At 72.9% G+C, this 24,181-nt stretch carries 24 protein-coding genes; 9 read left to right on the top strand and 15 right to left on the bottom strand.

What is annotated here, in order from left to right; all coding sequences use genetic code 11:
- Positions 1-7 precede the first annotated feature (7 nt).
- The 8 genes from ACIA8N_RS29360 to ACIA8N_RS29395 all read right to left on the bottom strand — a co-directional run bounded on the left by ACIA8N_RS29360 (position 8) and on the right by ACIA8N_RS29395 (position 8,124).
- Positions 8-1,549 (bottom strand): sigma-70 family RNA polymerase sigma factor, encoded by a 1,542-nt coding sequence (locus tag ACIA8N_RS29360; protein WP_365785134.1) that lies wholly within the window; start codon positions 1,547-1,549, stop codon positions 8-10.
- Between the two features lie 71 nt (positions 1,550-1,620).
- Positions 1,621-1,911, bottom strand: a complete 291-nt coding sequence (locus ACIA8N_RS29365) for a hypothetical protein (protein WP_365785136.1) — start codon at positions 1,909-1,911, stop codon at positions 1,621-1,623.
- A gap of 94 nt (positions 1,912-2,005) precedes the next feature.
- A complete protein-coding gene (locus ACIA8N_RS29370; protein ID WP_365785138.1) occupies positions 2,006-4,231 on the bottom strand; it encodes an NADP-dependent isocitrate dehydrogenase in 2,226 nt (741 codons plus the stop codon).
- Positions 4,232-4,275: 44 nt separating this feature from the next.
- Positions 4,276-5,349, bottom strand: a complete 1,074-nt coding sequence (locus tag ACIA8N_RS29375) for a phosphatase PAP2 family protein (RefSeq protein WP_365785140.1) — start codon at positions 5,347-5,349, stop codon at positions 4,276-4,278.
- Between the two features lie 65 nt (positions 5,350-5,414).
- Entirely contained in the window at positions 5,415-5,705 is a 291-nt protein-coding gene (locus ACIA8N_RS29380) for a hypothetical protein (RefSeq protein ID WP_365785142.1), read from the bottom strand.
- 165 nt (positions 5,706-5,870) lie between these two features.
- Positions 5,871-6,905, bottom strand: coding sequence for a LacI family DNA-binding transcriptional regulator (locus ACIA8N_RS29385; RefSeq protein ID WP_365785144.1), 1,035 nt, complete (start codon positions 6,903-6,905; stop codon positions 5,871-5,873).
- A gap of 84 nt (positions 6,906-6,989) precedes the next feature.
- Positions 6,990-7,319, bottom strand: coding sequence for a putative quinol monooxygenase (locus ACIA8N_RS29390; RefSeq protein WP_365785146.1), 330 nt, complete (start codon positions 7,317-7,319; stop codon positions 6,990-6,992).
- Positions 7,320-7,365: 46 nt separating this feature from the next.
- Positions 7,366-8,124 (bottom strand): IclR family transcriptional regulator C-terminal domain-containing protein, encoded by a 759-nt coding sequence (locus tag ACIA8N_RS29395; protein ID WP_365785148.1) that lies wholly within the window; start codon positions 8,122-8,124, stop codon positions 7,366-7,368.
- A 174-nt stretch (positions 8,125-8,298) separates the two neighbouring features.
- Here ACIA8N_RS29395 and ACIA8N_RS29400 point away from each other — a divergent pair, with 174 nt between their 5' ends.
- From ACIA8N_RS29400 to ACIA8N_RS29430, 7 genes are all read left to right on the top strand, one after another.
- Positions 8,299-10,035, top strand: coding sequence for a VanW family protein (locus tag ACIA8N_RS29400; protein ID WP_365785150.1), 1,737 nt, complete (start codon positions 8,299-8,301; stop codon positions 10,033-10,035).
- A 167-nt stretch (positions 10,036-10,202) separates the two neighbouring features.
- On the top strand, positions 10,203-11,234 hold the full coding sequence (locus ACIA8N_RS29405; RefSeq protein WP_365785152.1) for a serine hydrolase domain-containing protein: 1,032 nt from the start codon (positions 10,203-10,205) through the stop codon (positions 11,232-11,234).
- A gap of 106 nt (positions 11,235-11,340) precedes the next feature.
- Positions 11,341-12,786, top strand: a complete 1,446-nt coding sequence (locus ACIA8N_RS29410; protein ID WP_365785154.1) for a glyceraldehyde-3-phosphate dehydrogenase — start codon at positions 11,341-11,343, stop codon at positions 12,784-12,786.
- A gap of 120 nt (positions 12,787-12,906) precedes the next feature.
- The gene (locus ACIA8N_RS29415) at positions 12,907-13,734 is read left to right on the top strand and encodes a DUF817 domain-containing protein (RefSeq protein WP_365785156.1); all 828 of its coding nucleotides are present in this window, start codon (positions 12,907-12,909) and stop codon (positions 13,732-13,734) included.
- Between the two features lie 217 nt (positions 13,735-13,951).
- On the top strand, positions 13,952-14,155 hold the full coding sequence (locus ACIA8N_RS29420) for a cold-shock protein (RefSeq protein ID WP_030218719.1): 204 nt from the start codon (positions 13,952-13,954) through the stop codon (positions 14,153-14,155).
- Positions 14,156-14,320: 165 nt separating this feature from the next.
- A complete protein-coding gene (locus ACIA8N_RS29425; RefSeq protein ID WP_365785158.1) occupies positions 14,321-15,766 on the top strand; it encodes a DEAD/DEAH box helicase in 1,446 nt (481 codons plus the stop codon).
- Between the two features lie 341 nt (positions 15,767-16,107).
- The gene (locus tag ACIA8N_RS29430; protein ID WP_365785160.1) at positions 16,108-17,136 is read left to right on the top strand and encodes a serine hydrolase domain-containing protein; all 1,029 of its coding nucleotides are present in this window, start codon (positions 16,108-16,110) and stop codon (positions 17,134-17,136) included.
- A 27-nt stretch (positions 17,137-17,163) separates the two neighbouring features.
- On the opposite strand, the gene ACIA8N_RS29435 is transcribed toward ACIA8N_RS29430, so the two are convergent.
- The 4 genes from ACIA8N_RS29435 to ACIA8N_RS29450 all read right to left on the bottom strand — a co-directional run bounded on the left by ACIA8N_RS29435 (position 17,164) and on the right by ACIA8N_RS29450 (position 19,705).
- Positions 17,164-18,030 (bottom strand): hypothetical protein, encoded by an 867-nt coding sequence (locus tag ACIA8N_RS29435; protein ID WP_365785161.1) that lies wholly within the window; start codon positions 18,028-18,030, stop codon positions 17,164-17,166.
- A gap of 4 nt (positions 18,031-18,034) precedes the next feature.
- On the bottom strand, positions 18,035-18,616 hold the full coding sequence (locus ACIA8N_RS29440) for an RNA polymerase sigma factor (RefSeq protein WP_365785163.1): 582 nt from the start codon (positions 18,614-18,616) through the stop codon (positions 18,035-18,037).
- A gap of 79 nt (positions 18,617-18,695) precedes the next feature.
- Positions 18,696-19,172 (bottom strand): hypothetical protein, encoded by a 477-nt coding sequence (locus ACIA8N_RS29445; RefSeq protein ID WP_399416821.1) that lies wholly within the window; start codon positions 19,170-19,172, stop codon positions 18,696-18,698.
- Positions 19,173-19,297: 125 nt separating this feature from the next.
- Positions 19,298-19,705, bottom strand: a complete 408-nt coding sequence (locus ACIA8N_RS29450) for an ATP-binding protein (RefSeq protein WP_365785167.1) — start codon at positions 19,703-19,705, stop codon at positions 19,298-19,300.
- 327 nt (positions 19,706-20,032) lie between these two features.
- On the opposite strand from ACIA8N_RS29450, the gene ACIA8N_RS29455 reads away from it, so the two are divergent.
- Positions 20,033-20,527 (top strand): DUF6328 family protein, encoded by a 495-nt coding sequence (locus ACIA8N_RS29455; RefSeq protein WP_365785169.1) that lies wholly within the window; start codon positions 20,033-20,035, stop codon positions 20,525-20,527.
- A 69-nt stretch (positions 20,528-20,596) separates the two neighbouring features.
- Positions 20,597-20,923: a plasmid stabilization protein gene (locus ACIA8N_RS29460; protein WP_365785171.1), complete on the top strand. Its 327-nt coding sequence runs from the start codon at positions 20,597-20,599 to the stop codon at positions 20,921-20,923.
- Positions 20,924-20,942: 19 nt separating this feature from the next.
- Here ACIA8N_RS29460 and ACIA8N_RS29465 read toward each other — a convergent pair whose 3' ends face one another.
- Genes ACIA8N_RS29465 through ACIA8N_RS29475 form a run of 3 tightly spaced genes read right to left on the bottom strand, consistent with a single transcriptional unit; the run spans position 20,943 to position 24,180 of the window.
- On the bottom strand, positions 20,943-22,364 hold the full coding sequence (locus tag ACIA8N_RS29465) for an amidase (RefSeq protein ID WP_365785173.1): 1,422 nt from the start codon (positions 22,362-22,364) through the stop codon (positions 20,943-20,945).
- A 47-nt stretch (positions 22,365-22,411) separates the two neighbouring features.
- Positions 22,412-23,098: an HAD family hydrolase gene (locus ACIA8N_RS29470; protein WP_399416822.1), complete on the bottom strand. Its 687-nt coding sequence runs from the start codon at positions 23,096-23,098 to the stop codon at positions 22,412-22,414.
- The gene (locus tag ACIA8N_RS29475; protein ID WP_365785175.1) at positions 23,095-24,180 is read right to left on the bottom strand and encodes an ABC transporter ATP-binding protein; all 1,086 of its coding nucleotides are present in this window, start codon (positions 24,178-24,180) and stop codon (positions 23,095-23,097) included. Before ACIA8N_RS29475 ends, ACIA8N_RS29470 begins: the two co-directional genes overlap by 4 nt.
- Position 24,181 lies beyond the last annotated feature (1 nt).

A 24,181-nucleotide genomic window follows, 5' to 3' on the forward strand; every position in this document is an offset into this window, starting at 1 on the left:
CCGGTGGTCAGGAGGCGGGAGCTGCCAGCTTCTGCACCCAGACCGTGCCGTCGGGGCCGGGCGCGGAGGCCACGCCGGTGTCGCGGTAGCGGCAGTCGAGCATGTTCTCCTCGTGCTGCGAGCCGTCCCTCCAGTCCTCGACGACGGACGCCGGGTCGGACCTGCCGCGGTCCAGGTTCTCGGCCCAGGCGCTCCAGTCGTAGCCCACGGCGGTGATCCGGGCGTCCGCGAAGTCGCCCTCGGGGCTGGCGTGGCCGTAGTAACCGCGCGCCGCCATGTCGCGGGCGTATCCGCGGGCCGCCTCGGTGAGGCGCGGGTCGATCCGCAGCGGCCCGCAACCGGCCTGTGCGCGCAGCCGGTTGACCAGTCCGGTCAGGCGTTCCTCGGCGGTCGGCGGCGGCGTGGGGCGGGCGGTGCGGCGGGGCGCCGGTCGGGTGGTCGTGGGGGCGGGCGCGGCGACGGTGGCGGCCGGCGCGGGGGTCGTGGGCGCCGGGGTGCGGGGCGCGGGCGGGGCGGCGGGGGCGGCGGGCGTCAGGCGGGTGTGCGGTTCCTCCGGTACGAGGAGGGCGACCGCGCCGAGGACGGCGAGGACCGCCGCTCCGGCGATCCCGGCGCGGCGGAGCGGTGTCGCGCGGGAGGGGCTCTCCACGGCGACCGGTCCGGGCCCTTCGCCGCCCCCGGCCGCGAAGGCGTCGCCGCCCCCGGTGGCGAACGCGTCGCCGTGCCCGGCCGCGTGGGCGACGGGTTCGAGGGTGTCGCCGGTGCCGAAGGCGACGGCGAGCGGGGGGACCAGGCCGATGCCGACGAGGAGGCCCTCGACGGGGGCGAGGCCTCGGCGGCCGGTCACGCGGGCGGTGCAGGCGGCGCAGGTCCGCAGATGGCGGGCGACGCGCTTGCGCCAGAGCGGGGAGGGGTGGCCGTCCCAGGCCGTGACGGTCTCGGCGAGGGCGGGGCACATCGGCAGGGCGTCGAGGGCGCGGACGACTGCCCGGCCGGTTTCGAGGCGTTCCTTCATCCGCTGGACGCGGACGGCGGCGTGCTGCGCGGATATCCCGCCGAGGCCCTCGGCGAGTTCGGCGCGGGTCAGCTCCCCCGCCGCCTCCAGCCACCACAGGGCGAGGAGTTCGCGGTCGTCCTCGTCGAGCCAGCGGGTGGCGCGGGCCACGTCACGGCGCTGTCCCGAGAGACCGAGCCGGAGGATGGTGACCTCGGTGAAGTCGCCGTCCGGGTCGGCGAGGTCCGCGGCGTGGTCGAGGCCGGGCACGGGTGCCTGCTGGCGTTCGCGCCAGCGGCGCCGTATCCCGTTCATCGCGATGGCGACGAGCCAGGACCGGAAGCGTGCCGGGTCCCGGAGACCGGGCAGGCCGTCCAGGGCGCGGACCATCGTCTCCTGGACGATGTCGTCGGTGTCGGCGTGGCCGTCGAGGGCCCGGCCGACGATGTTGTGGACGAGGGGCAGGTACGCGCGTACCAGTGCGTCCCTGGCGCGCGCGTCCCCGGCCCTTGCCGCCTCCACCAGTGCGGTGGTGCGGCGCTCGTCGCTGTGCATCGATCTGCTCCCTCGTCCCTGCTCCGGGTCCCGTCGTCAGGAGACCCGTGGGCGGGAGAGCGATAACACTTTCACACCGGTGGTACGGGCACGGACGGGACCGTGGCCCCGTTGCCCTGCCGGACGGCTTCCACGACGGCGTCGTGGAAATCTCGGCTCTCCTCCTCCGTCGCGCACGGAACGGGACTGCCCGACATGGTGAACCAGTCGGACGCGCCGCTGTACTGCACGGCCACGCGTGCTTCGCCGCCGGCCCAGGTCGTGTGCACGGTGACATCGCCCGTGAGCACGCCGGCCTCGACGGTCAGCACCCCACCTCGCCCGGTGTAGACACCGGCGGTCGTCCAAGATGCCCAGCTCATCCATCCAGGTTCACACCCGTTCGGCGGATGCGCCACCGACAGGACCGCCCCGGCCGGAGGAGTTCCGGCCGGGGCGGTTCGGGTCGTGCGCCGGTCAGGCGAGGGACGCGACGGCCTGGTTGAAGGTGGCGGACGGGCGCATCACGGCCGCGGCCTTGGCCGGGTCGGGCTGGTAGTAGCCGCCGATCTCGGCCGGGGAGCCCTGGACGGCGACGAGCTCTTCGACGATCTTGGCCTCGTTGGTGGAGAGGGTCTCCGCCAGCGGGGCGAAGGCCTTGGCCAGCTCCGCGTCGTCGGTCTGGGCGGCCAGCTCCTGGGCCCAGTACAGGGCGAGGTAGAAGTGGCTGCCACGGTTGTCGATGCCACCGAGGCGACGGGTCGGCGACTTGTCCTCGTTGAGGAAGGTGCCGGTGGCGCGGTCGAGGGTGTCGGCGAGGACCTGGGCGCGGGCGTTGCCCGTGCTGGTCGCGAGGTGCTCGAAGCTGGCGGCCAGGGCGAAGAACTCGCCGAGGCTGTCCCAGCGGAGGTAGTTCTCCTTGACGAGCTGCTGGACGTGCTTCGGGGCGGAGCCGCCGGCGCCGGTCTCGAAGAGGCCGCCGCCCGCCATCAGCGGGACGACCGACAGCATCTTGGCGCTGGTGCCCAGCTCCAGGATCGGGAAGAGGTCGGTCAGGTAGTCGCGCAGGACGTTGCCGGTGACCGAGATGGTGTCCTCGCCGCGGCGGATGCGCTCCAGGGAGAACTTGGTGGCCTCGACCGGGGACAGGATCCGGATGTCCAGGCCCTCGGTGTCGTGCTCGGCGAGGTACGTGTTGACCTTGGCGATCAGCTGGGCGTCGTGGGCGCGGTTCTCGTCGAGCCAGAAGACGGCCGGGGAGCCGGTGGCGCGGGCGCGGGTGACGGCGAGCTTGACCCAGTCCTGGATGGGCAGGTCCTTGGTCTGGCAGGCGCGGAAGATGTCGCCCTCGGCGACCTCCTGCTCCAGGACGACGTCGCCCGCGGAGTCGACGAGGCGGACGGTGCCGGCCTGGGCGATCTCGAAGGTCTTGTCGTGGGAGCCGTACTCCTCGGCCTTCTGCGCCATGAGGCCGACGTTCGGGACGGAGCCCATGGTCGACGGGTCGAAGGCGCCGTTGGCGCGGCAGTCGTCGATGACGACCTGGTACACGCCGGAGTAGCTGTGGTCCGGGAGGACGGCGAGGGTGTCGGCCTCCTGGCCGTCCGGGCCCCACATGTGGCCGGAGGTGCGGATCATGGCCGGCATCGAGGCGTCGACGATGACGTCGGACGGCACGTGCAGGTTGGTGATGCCCTTGTCGGAGTCGACCATCGCCAGGGCGGGGCCCTCGGCGAGCTCGGCCTCGAAGGAGGCCTTGATCTCGGCGCCCAGGCCGTGCGGGACGGCGTCGAGGCCGTTCAGGACGGTGCCGAGGCCGTCGTTCGGGGACAGACCGGCGGCGGCGAGCACCTCGCCGTACTTGGCGAAGGTGTTCGGGAAGAAGGCGCGCACGACGTGGCCGAAGACGATCGGGTCGGAGACCTTCATCATCGTGGCCTTGAGGTGCACGGAGAAGAGGACGTCCTCGGCCTTGGCGCGGGCGACCTGCTCGCTGAGGAAGGTGCGCAGGGCGGCGGCGCGCATGACGGCGGCGTCGACGACCTCGCCGGCGATGACCTTCAGCGGCTCGCGGAGCTCGCTGGTGGTGCCGTCGGCGGCGGTGAACTCGAAGCGGAGGGTGTCGTCCGCGGCGATGACGGCGGACTTCTCCGTGGCGGCGAAGTCGTTGTCGCTCATGGTGGCGACGTTCGTCTTCGACTCGGCGGTCCAGGCGCCCATGCGGTGCGGGTGGGCCTTGGCGTAGTTCTTGACCGAGGCGGGCGCGCGGCGGTCGGAGTTGCCCTCGCGCAGGACCGGGTTGACGGCCGAGCCCTTGATCTTGTCGTAGCGGGCGCGGACGTCCTTGTCCTGGTCCGTCTTCGGGTCGTCCGGGTAGTCCGGGAGGGCGTAGCCCTGCGCCTGGAGCTCGGCGACGGCCGCCTTGAGCTGCGGGATGGACGCCGAGACGTTCGGCAGCTTGATGATGTTGGCGCCGGGCGTCTTGGCCAGCGCGCCGAGCTCGGCGAGGGCGTCGGCGATGCGCTGGCCCTCTTCCAGGTACTCGGGGAAGACGGCGATGATGCGGCCCGCGAGGGAGATGTCCCGCGTCTCGACCGAAACGCCGGCCTGCGAGGCATACGCCTGGATCACGGGCAGGAACGAGTACGTCGCCAGGGCGGGCGCCTCGTCAGTGTGGGTGTAGATGATGGTCGACTCAGTCACCAGGGTGCTCCGCTCCACGTCTGCCTATGCGAGATTGCTCGACATCAAGATATCTCGTGATCGTGGTCCTCGGTAAAGGGGCCCACGAGCTCGCCGTCCCCGGGTGCTCCGGTGGCCTCCACGAAGGGGCCTCCGAGGCGGTACGGAGCGAGGGCGCCGTCCAGCTCGACGCGGCGGAGCAGCGCCAGCACGACGAGTCCCGTCGCGGCGGTCACGCCCGCGGCGAGGGCCTGGCCGCAGCGGTGGGCGAGGCGCAGCTCGGCCGGATCGTAGGGGGCGGTGGCGGGCAGGGACAGGGTGTCGCCGAGCAGCCAGAACCCGGCGCCGAGTCCGGCGACGGCGAGGATGCCGAGCGGCACCGTCGCGGGGAGGCCGCGCAGGGCGGCTCCGCGCCGGGCGCCGGGGCGGATCTTGCCCTTGCGGGCGAGGACGGCGAGGAGGCCGCAGTGGACGGCGAGGACGACCAGGGCGGCGGCGATGACGTCACCGGGCCGGTGCCGGCCGGCCGCGATCGTGTAGGCGCCGACGGCGACGGCCCAGAGCGTGCCCGCGCCGACGGCGACGCCGCGCAGCCGGTAGGGGACGACGAGGGTGAGGCCGAAGGCGATGCCCAGGGCGAGCGTGGTCTGGGCGCTGGGGAAGCCGCTCGGGAGGAGCGCCCCGCCGGTGTCGAGGAGCCGGGGGCGGGGTGCGTACCGCTGGAGCAGTCCGGTGACGGCGAGCGCGGTGACGACGGCTCCCGCGGCAGCCCCGGTGAGCGCGTACCGCCTGCGTATGAGGCCGACGGCGAGCAGCAGGACGCAGCCGGCGACCAGGGAGACGGTGGTGAGTCCGGCGAGGGAGGGGTACTCGCGGAGCAGGGTGGTGGCGGCCGTGTCGGCGCGCCGGCCGGTCGCGGCGGCGTCGCCCCAGCGGCGGCCGGTGGCGGTGAGCACGAGGCCCGCGTAGACGACCGTGAGGACGAGGACGGCCCCGAGGCAGGCACGCCGGGTGCGGGTGCGGACGCGGGTGCGGAACGAGCCGGCCGCCTCACCCGCCACGGCGGCGTACCACCAGGTGTCACCGGTCTCCAGCGGCCTCGGCGAGCCGCCCGCACGGTACCTGTCGTAGGAAGCCATGCCCCGATTCGAACCCACACGGGGCGGACCCGCCCGCTGGACGCACCCGAACGACACGCCGGGAGTCAGCGGTCCTGGCGTGGGCGCTGGGCGAGGACCAGGAGGACGAGGCCGCAGACGAGCGCCAGGACGATGACGACACCCAGGCCGGCGCTCACGGCCCGGCCGTCGGCGAGTTGTCCGGCCGCCTGGAACGCGAAAGCCGTCGCGAGCGCCAGCTGGCCCCAGCCGTGCGGCGCCGTCCGGTACACGCGCCGCCGCTGCCACGCCACGATCCAGCCGGTGCGCAGCGCCGCCACACCGGAGAGCGCGAAGAGCAGGGCAAGTGTGCCGGGTATGACGACGTACCAGTCCACGGTGAGCCCCCTGTCCTCCCGGCTTTCTGCCGGAACGCGGCGCGATCATGCCACAGCGAGATGACGGGACGGCGTACGGTCGTGCCGGCGCGATCCGTACAGCGTGAACGCCGTGGACGTCAGCGCCCTATGACGGAGCGCCTGGGGCGCGGCCGGAGCCGCGGGTCAGGAGGAGGCGCGGACCACGAGTTCCGTCGGGAGCATCCGGCGGGGCTGCTCGTCCGGGTCGCTGGGGGCCGCGATCTCCTGGAGGAGCAGCCGGGCCATGGTGCGGCCCATCTCCTCGATGGGCTGGCGGACGCTGGTCAGCGGGGGGTCCATGTGCCGGGCCACGGCCGAGTCGTCGACGCCGACGAGGGCGACGTCCTCGGGGACGCGGCGGCCCGCCTCGCGCAGGACGCCCCGCGCGCCGGCGGCCATGACGTCGGAGGCGGCGAAGACGGCGTCCAGGCCGGGCCTGCGGTCCAGGAGTTCCCGCATGGCGCGGCGGCCGCCCTCCTCGGTGAAGTCGCCGGTGGCGACGAGCGCCTCGTCGGCCGCGAGGCCGGACTCGGCCAGGCCCTGGCGGTAGCCGTCGAGGCGGCAGCGGGCGACGTACATGTCGAGGGGGCCCGTGATGGTGGCGATGCCCTGCCGGCCGCGCGCGGCGAGGTGGGCGACGGCGGTCCGGCCGGCGCCGGTGTTGTCGGAGTCGACGAAGGCGACGCGTTCGTCCTCGGTGCGGCGGCCGTTGAGGACGGCGGGCAGGCCGAGGGCGCGGACCTGGTCGGGCAGCGGGTCGGCGCCGTGCACGGAGACGAGGAGGACTCCGTCGACGCGCTGGGCGGCGAGGTACTGCTCGAAGCGCTGCCGTTCCTGTTCGCTGCGGATCAGGGTGAGCAGCAACTGCTTGTCCGCGTCGGCGAGTTCGCTGCTGACGCCGCGGATGATGTCGAGGAAGTACGGCTCCGCGAAGAGTCGTGCCTCGGTCTCGGGGATGACGAGGGCGACGGCGTCGGTGCGGCTGCCCGCCAGGGCGCGGGCGGCCCTGTTGGGGACGTAGCCGAGTTCGGCGACGGCCTGTTCGACGGCGGCCTTGGCCTGTTCGCTCACCCGGGGGGAGCCGTTGATGACCCGGGAGACCGTGCCGCGGCCGACTCCGGCTCGCGCCGCGACCTCCTCCAGGGTGGGCCTGCCGGTCTGCCGCCCGCTCACCGCCATGCCGCTTCTCCCCTCGGGCCCGCCGCCCCGCCTGCGTGTGGACGCGAACCTATCAGGCGGGTGGCGCGCCCCCGGGGGATCGACTCAGGCGCCGGTCGGGGCGAGCTCGGCCATGGCGCCCCAGCCCTGCTGCGGCACCTCGACGTTGATGATCTCGGGGGTGGTGGCGATGGCGCCGGCCATGGCCGCGAGCCCGGCGGCGAAGTGCGGGGAGGCGACGTGGGTGGCGCCGGCCTCGGCGTCGGCGAAGGCCTCCAGGAGGACGAAGACGTTCGGGTCGTCGACACTGCGGGACCAGTCGAAGAACAGGTTGCCGGGCTCCTCGCGGGTGGCGCGGGTGAAGTCGGCGACCAGATCGAGCCAGCGGTCGGCGAGGTCGGGGCGGGCGGTGAAGCGGACGGCGATGAAGATCATGCGGTCAGCGTGCGGGGCGCCGCGGCGGCGTGGCCAGTCGGCCGGGTCAGGATTCCGGCAGGGCCGGAAAGTCGGGCACGGCGCGGGTGAGCGCGGCCCGGATCTCACCCTGGCGCCGTGCGAAGCCGGCGGTGGGCAGGGACACGGACAGGGCGTGCACGATGCCGTCGCCGCGCTCGGGCAGCGCCACGGCGAGACAGGTGTACGCGAGGTCGGCCTCGCCCACCGACACGGCGTAGCCCTGGCCGCGGACCCGGTCGACCTCGGCCTCGAAGCGTTCGGCGCCGGTGATCGTCCGCTCGGTGAAGCGGGCCATGCCGTGCTCGGTCAGGTAGCGGCGGCGCAGCGGGCGCGGCAGCGCGGCGAGCAGCGCCTTCCCGTGGGCGGTCGCGTGGGCGCGGCCCTCGGGGCCCGGGGTGAAGGGGTGGGCGGTGTCGGTGACGGGTGCGGTGGTGTCGACGACGGTGATCAGGCCGTCGCGGTAGGCGGTGTGGTACGCCTCCGCGCCGGTGACCCTTCGCAGCCGGCCGAGGAGTTCACCCGTTCCCGCGCCGAGGCCGTGGTGCCGCTGGTGGGAGCGGTGCAGGGCGGGGACGCGGGGCCCGGGGGCGTACCCGTCGGTGGTGCGGACGAGGTAGCCGCGCGCGAGCAGCGGGCCGGTGACGTGGTAGACGGTCGAGAGGGCGCAGCCGAGCCGCCGGGCCAGGGCCTTGGCATTGAGGGGCCGGTCGGAGTCGGCGACGGCGTCGAGGACGGCGAGGGCGCGGTCGACGGACTGGGGCCCGGGGCTCGGGTGGGCAGGCATCGTTCCAGCTTAGGGCCGGTGTGACCGGGGCATGGCCCCAGGCGTCCGCGGACGCTCCGTACGCGCTCCGCAGCCCTCCGTATCCCCGCAGGTCAAAGGGTCTTTATGTGCATAAGACACTCTTTCGGCGTACCGTCGAGTGGATCCCCGACCCTCGACGCCACGGGAGAGCGTGTGCCTCGCTCCAGGACCGACCATGCCCCGACGCCCCGCGAGGGGCGCCGTCCGCGTCTGCGGACGGCGGCCATCGCGGCGGGTGTGGTCGCCGTCGCCGCGGGCGGCCTGTACGTGGCGGGCCTGCTCACGGCCGGCGAGGACATATCCGCCGGCACCCGGGTGGCAGGCGTGGACATAGGCGGGATGAGCCGTGCCCAGGCCGAGGCCAGGCTGGCGGCGCAGGCACCGGCCGCGTGGAGCGCCCCGATACCGGTGAAGGTCGGCGACCGCGCCACGACCGTGGATCCGGCCGCCGCCGGTCTGACGGTGGACCTGGCGAAGACCGCCGACCTGGCGGCCGACCCCTCCCGCGACCCCTTCACCGTCATAGGCCGGCTCTTCTCGTCCGGCGAGCGGGAGATCAGGCCGGTATTCGCGTACGACGCGGAGAAGACGCGGGCGGCCGTCGCCGGTCTCGCCAAGAAGAACGACCGCGCGGTGCGCGAGGGTTCCGTCGCCTTCCGCGAGGGCAAGGCCGTCGCCACCCGGCCGGTGACGGGCCAGAAGCTGGACACCGGGCGGGCCGCCGAGACCCTGCGCGCGGCCTACCCGGCCACGGGCTCCGCGCCCGTGGTCCTGCCCGTCGGCATGACCGAACCGAAGCTGCCCGCCGCGGAGGTGGACCGCTTCCTCGACTCGTACGCCGAACCCGCCCTCTCCGGCCCCGTGACGCTCACGGCGGGCTCCGAGCGGCTGCGGATCGCCCCCGCCACGCTCGGCGACCACCTCACCGTGAAGGCCGAGAACGGCCGGCTCGACGCCGCCCTCGACGCCGAGGCGCTGCTGCGCGACCCGGACGTGGCCCGGCCGCTCGCCTCGCTGACGGGCGCGCCCGTGGAGGCGGGCCTCGGGGTCCGGGACGGCAGGGTCGTGGTGGAGTCGGAGGGCCGGCCGGGGCACGAGGTGACCGCGAAGGCCCTCGGCGACGCCGTGCGCCCGCTGCTCACCAGGACCGGTGAGGCGGCCCGTACGGCTCCGGTGGCCACGACGGTCATCCAGCCCGAGCTGACCGCCGACTCCCTCGCCCGCCTCGGCATCACCGAGGAGATGTCGACGTTCACGGTGGACTTCCCGTCGGCGCCGTACCGGACGACGAACATCGGCCGGGCCGCCGAGCTCATCAACGGCTCGATCGTGCAGCCCGGCGAGGTGTGGAGCTTCAACAGGACGGTCGGCGAGCGCACCCCGGACAACGGCTTCGTCGACGGCACGATGATCCTCGACGGCCAGTACCGGTCGGCGCCCGGCGGCGGCGTCTCGGCCATGGCCACCACCGTCTTCAACGCCATGTTCTTCGCCGGGGTGAAGCCAGTCGAGTACGGCGCCCACTCCTTCTACATCGAGCGCTACCCGGCCGGCCGCGAGGCGACCGTGGCGTGGGGTTCGCTCGACCTGAAGTTCCGCAACGACTCCGGCAAGCCGATCTACATCAAGGCGAGCGCCACGGACTCCTCGGTCACGGTGAGCTTCCTCGGGACGAAGAAGTACGACTCCGTCGAGGCGGTCGCCGGTCCGCGCACGAACCTCAAGGAACCCGCGAAGCGCGAGGGCACCGGCGAGGCCTGTGTGCCGCAGCCGCCCCTGGAGGGCTTCGACATCTCGGTGGACCGGGTGTTCAAGGACGGCGGCGCCGAGGTCAAGCGCGAGACCTTCAAGACCCACTACACCCCGCGCGACGAGGTGACCTGCGAGTGACCCGCGCTCGATCCGGCGGGACCGGCGCGCACCCGCACTGACGGAAGGGTGTCTTCCCCTATGGCGGGGGCATGACTCCGGAGCACGGCCCACCAGGGGGTATCCGGCTCTGATCCGCCGGACGCCTCTTGGGCCAGGGCCGCCCCTCACCTCGTCGGAGGCACGCCTTGGCGCAGCGCAGCGACCCCTTCGAGCGGCTCCTCGGCGACGCGGCGGACGAGGGCGTCTTCCCCGGCGCCGTCTGGGCCGTGGGTGACGCCCGAACGACCGTGTCGGCGGGGGCCGTCGGGCTCCTCGACCCGGCGCGGCCCGGTGACCCCATGCGACCCGACACGCTCTTCGACGTCGCCAGCCTCACCAAGATCCTCTCCGTGTGGGCCGTGACCGGCACCCTCGTCGACGCGGGGAAGCTCGATCTGACGGTGCCGCTCGGCTCCTTCTGGCCCGAGACGGCGGGGCGGCCCCTCGCCGGGGCCACGGCGCACCACCTCCTCACGCACACCGCGGGGCTGCCGCTCCGCGCCAACCTGCGGCACCTGTACGGCTCCGACCCGCAGGACGTCCGGGACGGGGTCCTCGCGGAGCCGCTCCGGCACCGGCCCGGGGCGGCCGTCGCGTACACGGACCGGGCGGCGCTGATCCTCGGATATCTGGCCGAGCACCTCACCAGGACCCCGCTCGCCCGGCTCGCCGAGGACCGGGTCTGGGCCCCGCTGGCCATGTCCGAGACCCGGTACGGTCCGCTGCCCGCCGCGGCCGGGAGGCGGTGCGCGCCCACGGAGTACGACGACGTGACCGGCACGTACCTCAAGGGGACCGTCCACGACTTCTCGGCCCGGCTGCTCGGCGGCGCCTGCGGGATCGCGGGCGTCTTCACGACCGCCGCCGACATCGGCCGCTTCCTGCGCCACCTCCTCGTCCCGGTCCCCGGCACCTTCTCCGCCGAGTGGACGGCCGCGTCGCTCCGCGTGCACACCGGAGGGCTGACCCCGCCGCGCGGCCTGTTCTGGCATCCGGCGCCCGGCACGGAACCGGCGGACGGCGTCTGGTCGCACTTCGGGTTCACGGGCACCGGCTTATGGGTGTCGCCGGGCCGGGACCGCTGGGCGGTCCTCCTCACCAACCGGCTCCGGCTCACCCGCGACCCGGGTCCGCTGGCCCGGGTCAGGGACGTCTTCCGGCGCCTCGCCTTCCCGTGACCTTCCGCCGGTCAGAGGTGTGACACACATCCGTTCGACACCCCTTGATGGAGCGGAGAGGCCGGGGGTTACCATATGAGCGCCGCCTAGCTCGAAAGATAAACTTGTGACTGTCAATGACGACTCGTTCACCAGCTGGAAGAACCGCGAGGAGATCGCGGAGTCGATGATCCCGATCATCGGGAAGCTGCACCGGGAGCAGGACGTCACCGTCCTGGTCCACAGCCGCTCCCTGGTGAACAAGTCGGTGGTCAGCATCCTCAAGACCCACCGCTTCGCACGGCAGATCGCCGGCGAGGAGCTGTCGGTCACCGAGACGCTTCCGTTCCTCCGGACGCTCACCACCCTCGATCTCGGCCCGTCCCAGATCGACATCGGCATGCTGGCCGCCGAGTACAAGACCGACAACCGCGGTCTCACGGTGGAGGCGTTCACCGCCGAGGCCGTCGCCGGCGCCACGGGCGAGAACAAGATCGAGCGCCGCGACGGACGCGACGTCGTCCTCTACGGCTTCGGCCGCATCGGTCGCCTGGTCGCCCGCCTCCTCATCGAGAAGGCCGGTTCCGGCAACGGTCTGCGCCTGCGCGCGATCGTCGTCCGCGGCGGTGGCGAGCAGGATCTGGTGAAGCGCGCCTCGCTGCTGCGCCGCGACTCGATCCACGGCCAGTTCCAGGGCACGATCACGGTCGACGAGGCGAACAGCACGATCGTCGCCAACGGCAACACGATCAAGGTGATCTACGCCAACGACCCCTCCGAGGTCGACTACACGGCGTACGGCATCGAGAACGCCATCCTCATCGACAACACCGGCAAGTGGCGCGACCGCGAGGGCCTGTCGAAGCACCTGCGCCCCGGCATCGACAAGGTCGTCCTGACCGCGCCCGGCAAGGGTGACGTGCCGAACATCGTGCACGGCGTCAACCACGACACGATCAAGCCGGACGAGAAGGTGCTGTCCTGCGCCTCCTGCACCACCAACGCGATCGTCCCGCCGCTGAAGGCGATGGACGACGAGTACGGCGTGCTGCGCGGTCACGTGGAGACGGTCCACTCGTTCACGAACGACCAGAACCTCCTGGACAACTACCACAAGGCCGACCGCCGCGGCCGTTCCGCGCCGCTCAACATGGTGATCACCGAGACCGGTGCCGCCTCGGCCGTCGCCAAGGCCCTTCCGGACCTCAAGGCCCCGATCACCGGCAGCTCGATCCGCGTCCCCGTCCCGGACGTCTCGATCGCGATCCTCAGCCTGCGCCTGGGCCGCGAGACCACCCGCGACGAGGTCCTCGAGTACCTGCGTGACGTCTCGCTGCACTCGCCGCTGAAGCGTCAGATCGACTTCACCACCGCCCCCGACGCCGTCTCCATGGACTTCGTCGGCTCGCGGCACGCGTCGATCGTCGACGCCGGCGCGACCAAGGTCGACGGCGACAACGCGATCCTCTACCTCTGGTACGACAACGAGTTCGGCTACTCGTGCCAGGTCATCCGAGTCGTCCAGCACGTCTCCGGCGTGGAGTACCCGACCTTCCCGGCCCCGGCGGTCTGATCCCCACCCCGCACAACGGCACGGCGAAGCGCCGCACTTCCTCCGGGAGGTGCGGCGCTTCGCCGTCGCGGGGCGTGTACGGCGCGAACCGATCACCGCGGCCCCGGCGTCCCTCCCCCCATGAAGACGTTCACGAAGACGTTCACGAAGACGTTCACGCACGGCGTACGCCAGCTCCTGCGCTTCGCCGTCCTCGAGGCGCGCTGCTGCGCCTTCGCCTTCGCGCTCATCGGCGGCATCGCGGTCTCCACCCTGCTGCCCGAACTCCCGATCGCCCGCTACGACCTCCTGCTCCTCTACGGGATCGGGCTCACCGTCCTCGCGTGGAAGGTGGGCTGGGACACCGGGCGGGACGTCGCCGTCATCGCCGGCTGCCATGTCATCGGGCTCCTCTTCGAGTTGGTCAAGGTACGGATGGGGTCGTGGAGCTACCCGGAGGAGGCGCTGACGAAGTTCGGCGGGGTCCCGCTGTACGGCGGCTTCCTCTACGCGGCCCTGGGCAGTTACGTCTGCCGGGCCTGGCGCCTGCTCGACCTGCGGGTCACCGGCTACCGGCCGCGCGTGACGGCGCTCCTCGCCGGCGCCGTGTACGTGAACTTCTTCACCCACCACTGGCTGCCCGACGCCCGCTGGGCGCTGGCCGCCCTGCTCGTCGCCGCCACGGCCGGCACCTGGGTGCGGTTCCGGGTGGGCGAACGGGACCACCGGATGCCGCTGGCCCTGTCGTTCGCCCTGATCGGCTTCTTCCTGTGGATCGCGGAGAACGTGGCCACGTACGTCGGCGCCTGGAGCTACCCGGACCAGCTGGACGGCTGGCAGCCGGTGTCCCTCGCCAAGTTCGGGGCGTGGGCTCTGCTCATCACGGTGACCTTCGTCCTCACGGCGCACGGGGCGAGAACCGCCACCGTCCCGCGGGGCCGCGACACGTCCCCGACCAGCCAGGCGTGACGGTGGGTGATTCCGTGCGTGCATGCGGCTGGCGTGCTACAGTCGACAGTAGTTGCAGTCGTGGTTCCCAAAGAAACTTACAAGTGCCTTTGACGATTCGACATCGTCAGGCACTTTCTGTGTTTTCGGTGCAGTTTTCCGGACGGGGCAATCATCACGGCGACTCCGGGTTTCGCACAGTGCGGACCCCTGGGCTACGCCCCGAAGGAGATTTGACATGGCTAACGGCACCGTGAAGTGGTTCAACGCTGAAAAGGGCTTCGGCTTCATCGAGCAGGAGGGTGGCGGCCCGGACGTCTTCGCCCACTACTCCAACATCGCCACCTCTGGCTTCCGTGAGCTCCAGGAAGGCCAGAAGGTGACCTTCGACGTCACGCAGGGCCAGAAGGGCCCCCAGGCGGAGAACATTCTCCCCGCCTGACGTTGACTCGTCCGACGCAGCTGGGGTCCTCACCCGTGTGGTGAGGGCCCCGGCTCGTTGCATTTTCCAGGCACTTTCAGGCATTTCCCAGGCGTTCCTGTAATTCTTCGGGCCGCGGCCCGTCGCGAATTCCTCGAAGTGCACCGGTTTCGAGGAAGGCTCCCCATGGACAACACACACAGCACACCCCGTGCCGAAAAGGCACGACGCGCCGCCGCGGCGAAGGAAGAGTTCACGGCGCCGGCCGCCGGCACCCCGGCCCTGCCCCCCGCCGCCACCTTCGCCGAGCTCGACCTGCCGGCCGAGATCCTCGACGTACTGGCCCGCGAACGGGTCGAGACGCCCTTCCCGATCCAGGCCGCGACCCTCCCGGACGCCCTCGCCGGGCGCGACGTGCTGGGACGCGGACGCACCGGCTCCGGCAAGACCCTCGCCTTCGGGCTGCCGCTCCTCGTCCGCACCGCCGGGCGGCGCGCCGAGGCACGCAAGCCGCTCGCCCTGATCCTGGTCCCCACGCGCGAGCTGGCCCAGCAGGTCTCGGAGGCGCTCGATCCCTTCGCCCGCGCCCTGAAACTGCGCCTCGCCACCGTCGTCGGCGGCATGTCGATCGGCCGCCAGGCCACCGCGCTGCGCGACGGGGTCGAGGTCCTGATCGCCACGCCCGGCCGGCTCATGGACCTCGTCGAGCGCAAGGACTGCCGGCTGGAGCGGGTGACCGTCGTCGTCCTGGACGAGGCCGACCAGATGGCCGACATGGGGTTCATCCCCCAGGTCACCGATCTACTCGACCGGGTGAACGCCGACGGCCAGCGGATGCTGTTCTCCGCCACCCTCGACCGCAACGTCGACCTCGTCGTGGAGCGCTACCTCAAGGACCCGGTCGTCCACTCCGTGGACCCGTCGGCCGCCACCGTCTCCACGATGGAGCACCACGTGCTGCACGTGCACGTCGCCGACAAGTTCGCCACCGCAACGGAGATCGCCGCCCGTGACGGGCGGGTGATCATGTTCCTGCGCACCAAGGCCGCAGTGGACCGCTTCACCCAGCACCTGCTCGGCAGCGGCGTACTGGCCGCGGCACTGCACAGCGGCAAGTCCCAGCCGCTGCGGACCCGCACCCTGGAGCGCTTCAGGAGTGGCGAGGTCCCCGTCCTGGTCGCCACCAACGTGGCGGCCCGCGGCATCCACGTCGACGCGATCGACCTCGTCGTCAACGTCGACCCGCCCGCCGACCACAAGGACTACCTGCACCGCGGCGGCCGGACCGCGCGGGCCGGCGAGGAGGGCCTCGTGGTCACCCTGGTCACCCAGGACGAACGCCGTGACGTGGCCCGTCTGATGGCGGACGCGGGCCTCCACGCCCAGGTCACCCGGGTCCGCTCGGGCGAAGCCGAACTGAGCCGCATCACCGGCGCCCGCAAGCCCTCCGGCGTACCCGTCGACGGCAGCGCGCCGAGCCAGGAGGGCGTCAAGCGCGGCGGAGCGGCCTTCCGTGGCATCGGCACCGTCCCGGGTCGCCCGGGCCGCGCCAAGAACGAGTCCAGGCGGGCCGCAGAGGCCCGCAAGACGGCCGAGGCCCGCCAGGCCGCCCGGATCCGCCGCGGCGGCTGAGAGGTCGCGGATCGGTCCGGGGCGGCTGAGAGGTCGCGGATCGGTCCGGGGCGGGCGCGGGCCTGACGGGTGATGTTCGCGCGCGTCGACGGGCCCCGGGCGGGCGGCCGGGCGCGCCCCTGCCGATACTGCGCGCATGAGACCCGCCCGCCCGGCGTCACGGCCGCGCCTCGCCGCCGTCACCGCCGCTCATCGCCCTGCTCTCCCTCGACGTCCCGGCCTCGGCCGCGGTCGCTGCGACCGGGGACGGCGGCCACCGCCGCCCCTGTGTCACCTCCCCGCCGCCTGACAGCGGTCCGGCACGTGACGTCCTGCGGATCGCCGAGCGGGCCAAGGCGGAGATGGACCTCGAGTCCGTGATCCTGCGGGTCACCGTCGAGGGGCGCGAGGTCGTCACGGCCGCGCTCGGCGAGTCGATGACCGGTGTCCCGGCGGACCCCGCCATGCACTTCCGCAACGGCAACGTGGCGATCAGCTACATGGGCACGGCGCTGCTCCGGCTGGTCGACGAGGGCAGGGTCGGCCTCGACGACCCCGTCGGGCGCTGGCTGCCCGACCTCCGGGACGGCAACCGGATCACCTTGCGGATGCTCGCCGCCTCCACCACCGGTCTCGTCGACTACGTCAAGGCCCCCGGTTTCGCCGAGAGCGTCTCCAAGGACCCCTTCCGGCAGTGGACGGCCGAGGAACTGGTGGGGATCTCGACGAGCCGGAATCGGTGGTACGAGCCGGGGACCAACTGGAACTACTCGCACGCCAACTTCGTGCTGCTCGGGGCCGCCCTGGAGAAGATCACAGGGACCCGCCTCGACGTCCTGCTCCAGGAGAAGGTCATGGGCCCGCTGGGCCTGCGCGAGACCCGCAACAGCTTCACGCCCGACATCCCGGCTCCGGTTCTGCACGCCTTCACCGCCGAACGCGGGACGTACGAGGAGTCCACCTTCTGGAACCCGTCGTGGACCACCGCGCCCGGCGCTGTGCAGACCACGAACATCTGCGACCTGGCGCGCTCGGCCTCCGGGATCGGCTCGGGCCGGCTCCTCTCCCCCGCCGCGTACAAGGAGCTGCTGAATCCGGGCACGGTGGGCCTTGGCCGGGCGACCAAGACCTGCCCGGCGACGGTCTGCCTCCCGAACACCCGGGCCACCCACTACGGGATGGGCCTGCTGGTCCTGGGTGGCTGGGTGTCGCAGCACCCGCTGTTCTTCGGCTACAGCGCCTCCCAGGACTACCTCCCGTCCAAGCGCCTCGCCATCGCGGTCTCCACCACCGAGGGACCTTCCGCTCCCGACGGTCACAGCGCCCATGTGATCGCCCAGCGCATCGCCGCCGCCCTCGCCCCTGACCAGCCGATCCCGGACTTCGGCTGAGGGCCGCGTCCTGCCGGGAGGTGGGTCTCAGGGGCTGCCCGGCTCGGGGTGCGCGGGGCCGATGCCGAGGGACGGCAGGACGACCTTGAGGTGGTCGGCGCCGCCCTTCAGCCGGCTCTGCGGGCCGTTCAAGGGCGTGTTCCACTGGGTGTTCCACGGGCCGGGCCCGGGTTCGCTTCTCGGGTCGGTCCTGGGGGCACCTTTCGGGCCGCTCTTCGGGTCGCTCCTCGGGTCGTGCGCCGTGCCCGGGCCCGTGCCCGGGCCGTTGCCGTCGCCGTTGCCCGGGCCGGTGCTCCGGCCACAGCCCTGGTTCTGCTTCGCCTTCCTGCCCGCCTCGTGCCCGTGGCAGTGCGCCTTCCCGTTCTCGGCGGGGCGCGACTCAGGGCCCTCCGTCGGCGGTTCCGGCGCGGATGTGGACGGCGGAGCGGGCAGGGTCGCGTGCTCTTCCGGAGTCGGCTTCACCGTGGCGGGCGGGGTGTCACGGAGCGGCTCCGGGACGGGGTTCGCCGGTGCCGGGTCGTCCAGGAACCGGCCGGGGAGTTCCGCGGCGGCGATGGCCACGCCGCCCAGCGTCACGCTCGCGAGCATCGCGGCGGCGACGGTCCGCAGCGAGCGCCGTCCGCGGCGCGGCGGTGCTGCCGGCGTCCAGTCGTCGCGGCGGCGCGTTCGGCGGGACGCGTGCAGGCCCGCGTCGCGCGCGGCCCGGAAGGCGGCGAGAGCGCTTGCCTCGGCGTCCCGGCCGGTGGTTGCCGGGGCCTCCTGGCGCGCCGCGTCCCCGGCGGCCGTGCTCACGGCGTCTCCGTCGGCGCGCGGCACGGCTCGCGGAGCCGCCCCCGGGTCGTCGTCCCGTTCGCCCCGTTCGGCCCGTTCGCCGTCCCGTTCGTCCGTGGGCATCCCGTCACCTCCCTCTTCCCTTGAGTTCCCGCGCCAGTCGCCGTAGGCCACGGTGCGCCGCGGACCGTACCGCACCGGGGCGTTTGCCCAGAACCCGGGCTGCCGTCGGGCCGTCCAGGCCGACGACGACCCGGAGCAGGACGGCCTCCGCCTGCTCCCGTGGCAGGCCCATGACCAGCGCGAGCGCCTGCTGCGTCGAGAAGGTCTCCAGTGCCTCCCCCGCCGTGTCCACGGCGGCGGGCAGGTCGATCACGTCCTGTTCGAGCCGGGTGGGGCGGGGCCGGACCCGCGCCCTGCGCAGGTGGTCGAGGGCCCGGTGCCGGGCTATGGTCGCGGTCCAGCCGCGGAAGCCGGCCCCGTCGCCGCGGAACCGGCCGAGGTCCCGGGCGATCTCCAGCCATGCCTCGGAGGCGACGTCCTCGGCGTCCTCGCCGACGATGCCCCGGAGATATCCGAGCAGCCGGGGGGCCACCATCCGGTAGACCCGCCCGAACGCCTCCTCGTCGCCCGCCCGCGCCCGTTCGACGGCCGAGCCCAGGTCCGCGTCGTGTGTCGTGGAGGGCGCGTGCCCCGTCCCCTCGTCCACACGATCCTCTTCACAGCCGGTTTGTTCGCGAAACCTCCGGTCGCCGCGCGCACCGGATCGCGATCATCCTGTCAGATGGTCAACATCTGCTTGCCGACAGGCCGTCGGGGGCGTGGACCCACCGTCTGCGGGTGCGGGGCGGCCGTCGCCCGTGGAGGGTGAGGAAGTACGTCCGCAGGGACTCCTGCGGTCCGATCTCGAAGCGGTTCACGGTCCGGCCGAGCGGGTTCCAGACCCGGCCGTCCGGCATCCGCAGTCCGACGGAGCGGGCGAACACGGTCCGGAGCAGGTGGTCCGGAGGAATGTCCACCCAGACCGCCCCGGCCTCGCGCACCAGGACCTCGCCGACATAGGCGCCGAGGCCGAGCAGCGGGCCCGCCACGTCCTCCCGCCCCGCGCCGCCCTGACGCAGCCCGTCGATGAGTCGGTCGACGATGCTGAGGCTGGGCGCGGTGTAGTCGAGCGGGAGCCGGGCCCGCAGGGTGGCGCGCTCCACGAACGCGGCTGCGTGACAGGGCATGTCGGCTGCGGACAGGTTCGGGCTTTCGCGGTCCATGCGTGATCCCCGTTCTCCTTAGAAGCGGCGTCGGTCGCCAGCTGATGAAGCGGAATCCGCACTCGAGACATCACGCATCACGCACGTGACCCTGGTCACACAGACCACACAGCCCACACGGCCGATCAGTGAAGGGGCAGCCGTACCTCGATGGTCTTGCCGCCCTGCGGCAGCAGGCACAGCCTGATCTCCCGCGCGAGGAGTCTGATCAATGGCCAGCCGAATCCTCCCTCCGCCGGCCCGAAGGCGCGCTTGCGCCCCTGCGCGTCGGTGAGGTGCGGCAGTTCACCGCTCGGATCCGCGACGATGATCGTCACCACGCCCCGGTGGATCTCCACGCCGAAGCCGGTGAGGCCGCCGCCGTGCCGCATCGCGTTGGTCACCAGCTCGGAGGCGACGAGCAGGGCGTCGCCTCGGGCCTGGGCCGAGGGCCTGTCCCCCGTCGTGGCCTCGGCCACGTCCAGGGCCTCCGCCACCCTGGCGCGCGCCTCGGCCGCGTCACGGGGCAGCCAGGGGCGCTGCCCCTCCCGCATGACGCGCGCTTCGCCACCGTCGCGCGGAAGCCACGGCCGGTTTCCGTCCGGCGTGCGATGCCCTGTGGTCACTGGCCCGGCCACCTGTCTCACTCGTCGTCACCGGCCTCTTCCCCGGCGTTCCACCGGGCGCCTTCCCCGACGATCGCACCGCATTCCCCCTTTCACCCGCGCGACCGGCCGTTCCCGTGTGTCGTTCTCATCCGCGTTCTCATGTGATGGCACGAAGAGGCCTCCTGCGGCGGATGCGGCGGGTCGAACCGGGCAGACGCGGCGTACGGCCGCCGCCGTCACGTGCGCGGGCCGTGGGACCGGAAGGTGCGGGGCATGATCGATCGGGAGAACGCGCGGGGCCGTGAGGAGACCGCGGACGAGCGGGCCGACCGGCAGTGGCAGGACCTCCTCCAGGAGATCCGGGTGGCCCAGACGGGTGTGCAGATCCTGCTCGGGTTCCTGCTGACGGTGGTCTTCACCCCGCGCTACGTGAGTCTCGGTTCGGTGGAGAAGACGACGTACATCCTGACGGTGATCCTGGGGTCGCTGGCCACCGGCGCGCTGATCGGCCCGGTGTCCTTCCACCGTCTGGTGTCGGGGCGCCGGATCAAACCCCAGGCGGTCGTCTGGGCCTCCCGGCTGATCGTGACCGGCATCGTGCTGCTCGTCGCGACCCTCTCCACCGCACTCTTCCTCATCCTGCGGGTGGCCACCGACAACGAGCTCGTGCCCTGGCTCGTCGCGCCCGTCCTCGCCTGGTACGTCCTGTGCTGGTTCGCCCTCCCCCTGTGGGCCCGGAGCCGTTACACCTCGAACAGTGACGACTGACGAGTGACGGGCGGCGCCACGGGTAGCCGCACGGCGAACTCTCGGAAGCGTGCGGGAAGGAGACACATCATGCCTCGCGGATCCAGCCAGAAGCGGGAGCGTCAGTACGAGCACATCAAGGAGAGCGCGGAGGACCGCGGCGAGAGCACGAAGCGGGCCAAGGAGATCGCCGCCCGCACCGTGAACAAGGAACGGGCCCGGCAGGGCGAGTCCAAGACGTCGAGCAGGCAGTCCACGCAGGACATGTCGTCCGGCGAGCGCGGGGGCCGGCGCTCCGGGAGCGGCTCCGAGGGGCGCACGTACGACCAGCTCTACGAAGAGGCCAAGCGCCGCGACATCGACGGCCGCTCGAAGATGAACAAGGCACAGCTCGAGCGCGCCCTGGGCGGCGGATGAAGCCCCGCGGGCCGCCCGGTCAGGCGTCCTGGATACGCCGGAACGGGCGGTCCGCCTCCAGTGCGTACGCGATGTCGAGGAGGGTCCGTTCGCTGCCGGGGCGGCCCGAGAACATCACCCCGACGGGCAGCCCGTCCTCCGTGGTGCGCGCGGCCGGCACCGAGATCGAGGGCGTGCCGACGACGTTGTCGACCGGCGTGAAGGCCACGTACGCGAGGATCCGTTCGATCAGGACCGGATAGGGGACGGTGGGTGCGAGGTGCCCGATCCGTGGCGCGGTCTGGGCCAGTACGGGCGTCAGGATCAGGTCGAAGCCGCGGAAGGCCGCCGCGTACGCCACTTTCGTGCGCTTGAGCCGCCGTAGTACGCCCGGGGTGCGCCGCCAGTTCTTCAGGTACTCCTCCCGCAGTCCCCTGCTGAGGCCGTCCATGCCGCGCCGGTCGAAGTCCGGGCCGAGGGTCCGGCCGGTGGTGCCGAGGAGGAACGACAGCATCCCCCAGTAGGTGAGGAAGTCCTGGGTGAAGTGGGGGTCGAGGGCCGGTGCCACCGGTTCCACGGTGTGGCCGAGCCGTTCCAGGGTGGCCGCCGTCTCCGTGACGGCCGTGCGGGTGGTGGTGTCGGCGGGGACCCCGTTCGGCGAGTCGAGGAGGAACCCGATGCGCAGCCGGCGCCCGGAGGGGCCTTCGACGAGGCCCAGGGGCGGCAGCTTCGGGTTGCGCCAGTGCGTCTCGGCGGCGGCGAGGAACGCGGCGGTGTCCCGTACGGAACGGCTCACGATGCCGTCGGAGACGAGGTCGAGGGGCAGTCGGCGGCTCTGGTCGTTGGGCACGACCCGGCCGCGGGTCGGCTTGAGCCCGACGAGCCCGCAGCAGGCGGCCGGGATGCGGATCGAGCCGCCGCCGTCGTTGGCGTGGGCGATAGGCACCGCCCCGGCGGCGACGAGCGCGGCGCTGCCACCCGACGAACCGCCCGCCGAATGCTCCGTGTTCCAGGGGTTGCGGACCGGCTCGGCGGTCTCGTACTCCGTGGTGGGGCTGAATCCGAACTCGGGCAGCCGGGTCTTGCCCAGGACGGTGACACCGCTGCTCAGGAACTGCCGCGTGAACGGAGCGTCCCGCCGCGCGACTGCGGGGGTGAAGGCCGCGCTGCCGTGACCCGTGGGCAGACCCTGGTGGTCGGTGTTGTCCTTGACGAAGGTCGGCACCCCCGCGAACGCGCCGCCGCCCGCTCCGGTGGCGTACCCCGGGGCGTCGTCGACGTGCACCTGGACGGCGTGGAGCCGTGCCTCGACCGCCCGTACCCGCTCGGCCGCATCCCGCGCCGCCTCGGCGGCGCCGACCTCGCCCCGCCGGATCGCCCGGGCGAGCCCGACGGCGTCGTGCTCGCCCAGGGAGTCGTCCCGGAAGGCGTGCACCGTGGCGCGTTCCTCGAATGTCGTCATCGCTGCGTCAACCCCCGGCCGTGTGGATCGTTGCCCGCAAGAATGCACTACCAACGAGTAACACGCGAGGGTGCCTCGGCGAGGACGCTCCGCCGCAGGCTCGCGAGGGACACCCCCTCCAGGCTCTCCGCGAAGACCCGCCCCGGGCCCGCCGGCACGGGCAGCATCGAGGGCACGACCAGGACGACGCAGCCCGCGGCGTCGGCCGAGGCGGCTCCGTCGGGCGAGTCCTCGACGGCGACGCAGGCCGCGTACGGCACACCGAGACGCCGGGCGGCCTCCCGGTACGGGTCGGGGTGCGGCTTCGTCCGTACGGTGTCGTCGGCGGAGAGGGTGAAGGCGAAGGGGACCCCGGCGAGCGCTCCCCCGGTCACCGAGTCGACCACCGACCGCGGCGAGGCACTCACCAGGGCGAACGGCACGCCCTCGGCCTCCAGTTCGGCGAGCAGGCGCCCCGCGCCGGGCCGCAGGGGGGCGCCCTTGTCGACGCGTTCCTCGAAGGCGGCGGTCAGCGCGCTCGCGACGCCCGCCTCGCCGGTGTCCCGCGTGCCCGTGACGCGTACGAGATGGGCGGCGGTGTCCTCGACGGCGCGGCCGACGACCTCGGGCGCGTCGGCCTGGGTCAGCCGGTGGCCGAGCCGTGCTGCGACCTCCTCCGTGGCGTCCCACCACAGGACCTCGGTGTCGACGAGCGTGCCGTCCATGTCGAAGAGGACGGCGGCGAGTTCGGTCACCGCTGCGTCCTCGGCGCCACGAGTACGGGATGCGGGGCGAGGCCCAGGGCGACCCGGGCACCCGGGGCGAGCGCCGTCGCCTCGCGTGAGGACAGGTCGGCCTTGACCCGCGTACCGGCGTGGTCGACGTGGACGCGGGTGACCGAGCCGAGGAAGGAGGTGGAGACGACCGTCGCGTCGCCGTCGGGGGCGGCGCTCACCGTGACGTTCTCGGGGCGGACCAGGACGTCCACCTCTCGGTTCTGCGGCGCCTCGCCGTCGACGGGCAGCCTGACGCCGGCCACCTCGACGAGGCCGGAGTCGGTCAGGAGCCCGGGGAGCCGGTTCATGGTGCCGACGAACTCGGCGACGAAGGGGGTCGCGGGCCGCCGGTAGAGCTCGGCGGGAGCGGCGCACTGCTCCAGCCTCCCGGCGTTGAGGACGGCGACGCGGTCCGCCATGGACAGCGCCTCCTCCTGGTCGTGGGTGACGAAGACCGTGGTGATGCCGAGGGAGAGCTGGAGCCGCCGGATCTCCTCCCGCAGGCTGAGGCGGACCTTGGCGTCGAGGGCCGACAGCGGTTCGTCGAGGAGCAGGACGCGGGGCCGCAGGGCGAGCGCGCGGGCGAGCGCCACCCGCTGCTGCTGGCCGCCCGACATCTGGTGCGGGTAACGGTCGGCGTGCTGGGGCAGGCCGACGAGGTCGAGGAGCTCGGCGGCCCGCTCGCGCCGCTCGGCCGCCCTGACCTTGCGTACGCGCAGGCCGAAGGCGACGTTGTCGGCGGCGGTCAGGTGGGGGAAGAGGCTGTACGACTGGAAGACCATGCCGGCGTCGCGCCGGTTGGCCGGCACGTGGGTGACGTCGGTGCCGTCGACGAGGACCTCTCCGGCGTCGGGCTGTTCGAACCCGGCGAGGACCCGGAGCGCGGTGGTCTTGCCGCAGCCCGACGGGCCGAGGAGGGCGAGCAGTTCGCCGGGTTCGACGGTCAGGTCGAGTCCGTCGAGGGCGGTGGTGGCGCCGAACGCGCGGCGCAGGCCCCGGAATTCGACGCGCGCCCCGCCGACCGCGGCGGGCGCGGTCCGTTCCGCTGTTGCTGAGGACATG

Source organism: Streptomyces sp. NPDC051822 (assembly GCF_044452745.1).
GTDB lineage: Bacteria > Actinomycetota > Actinomycetes > Streptomycetales > Streptomycetaceae > Streptomyces.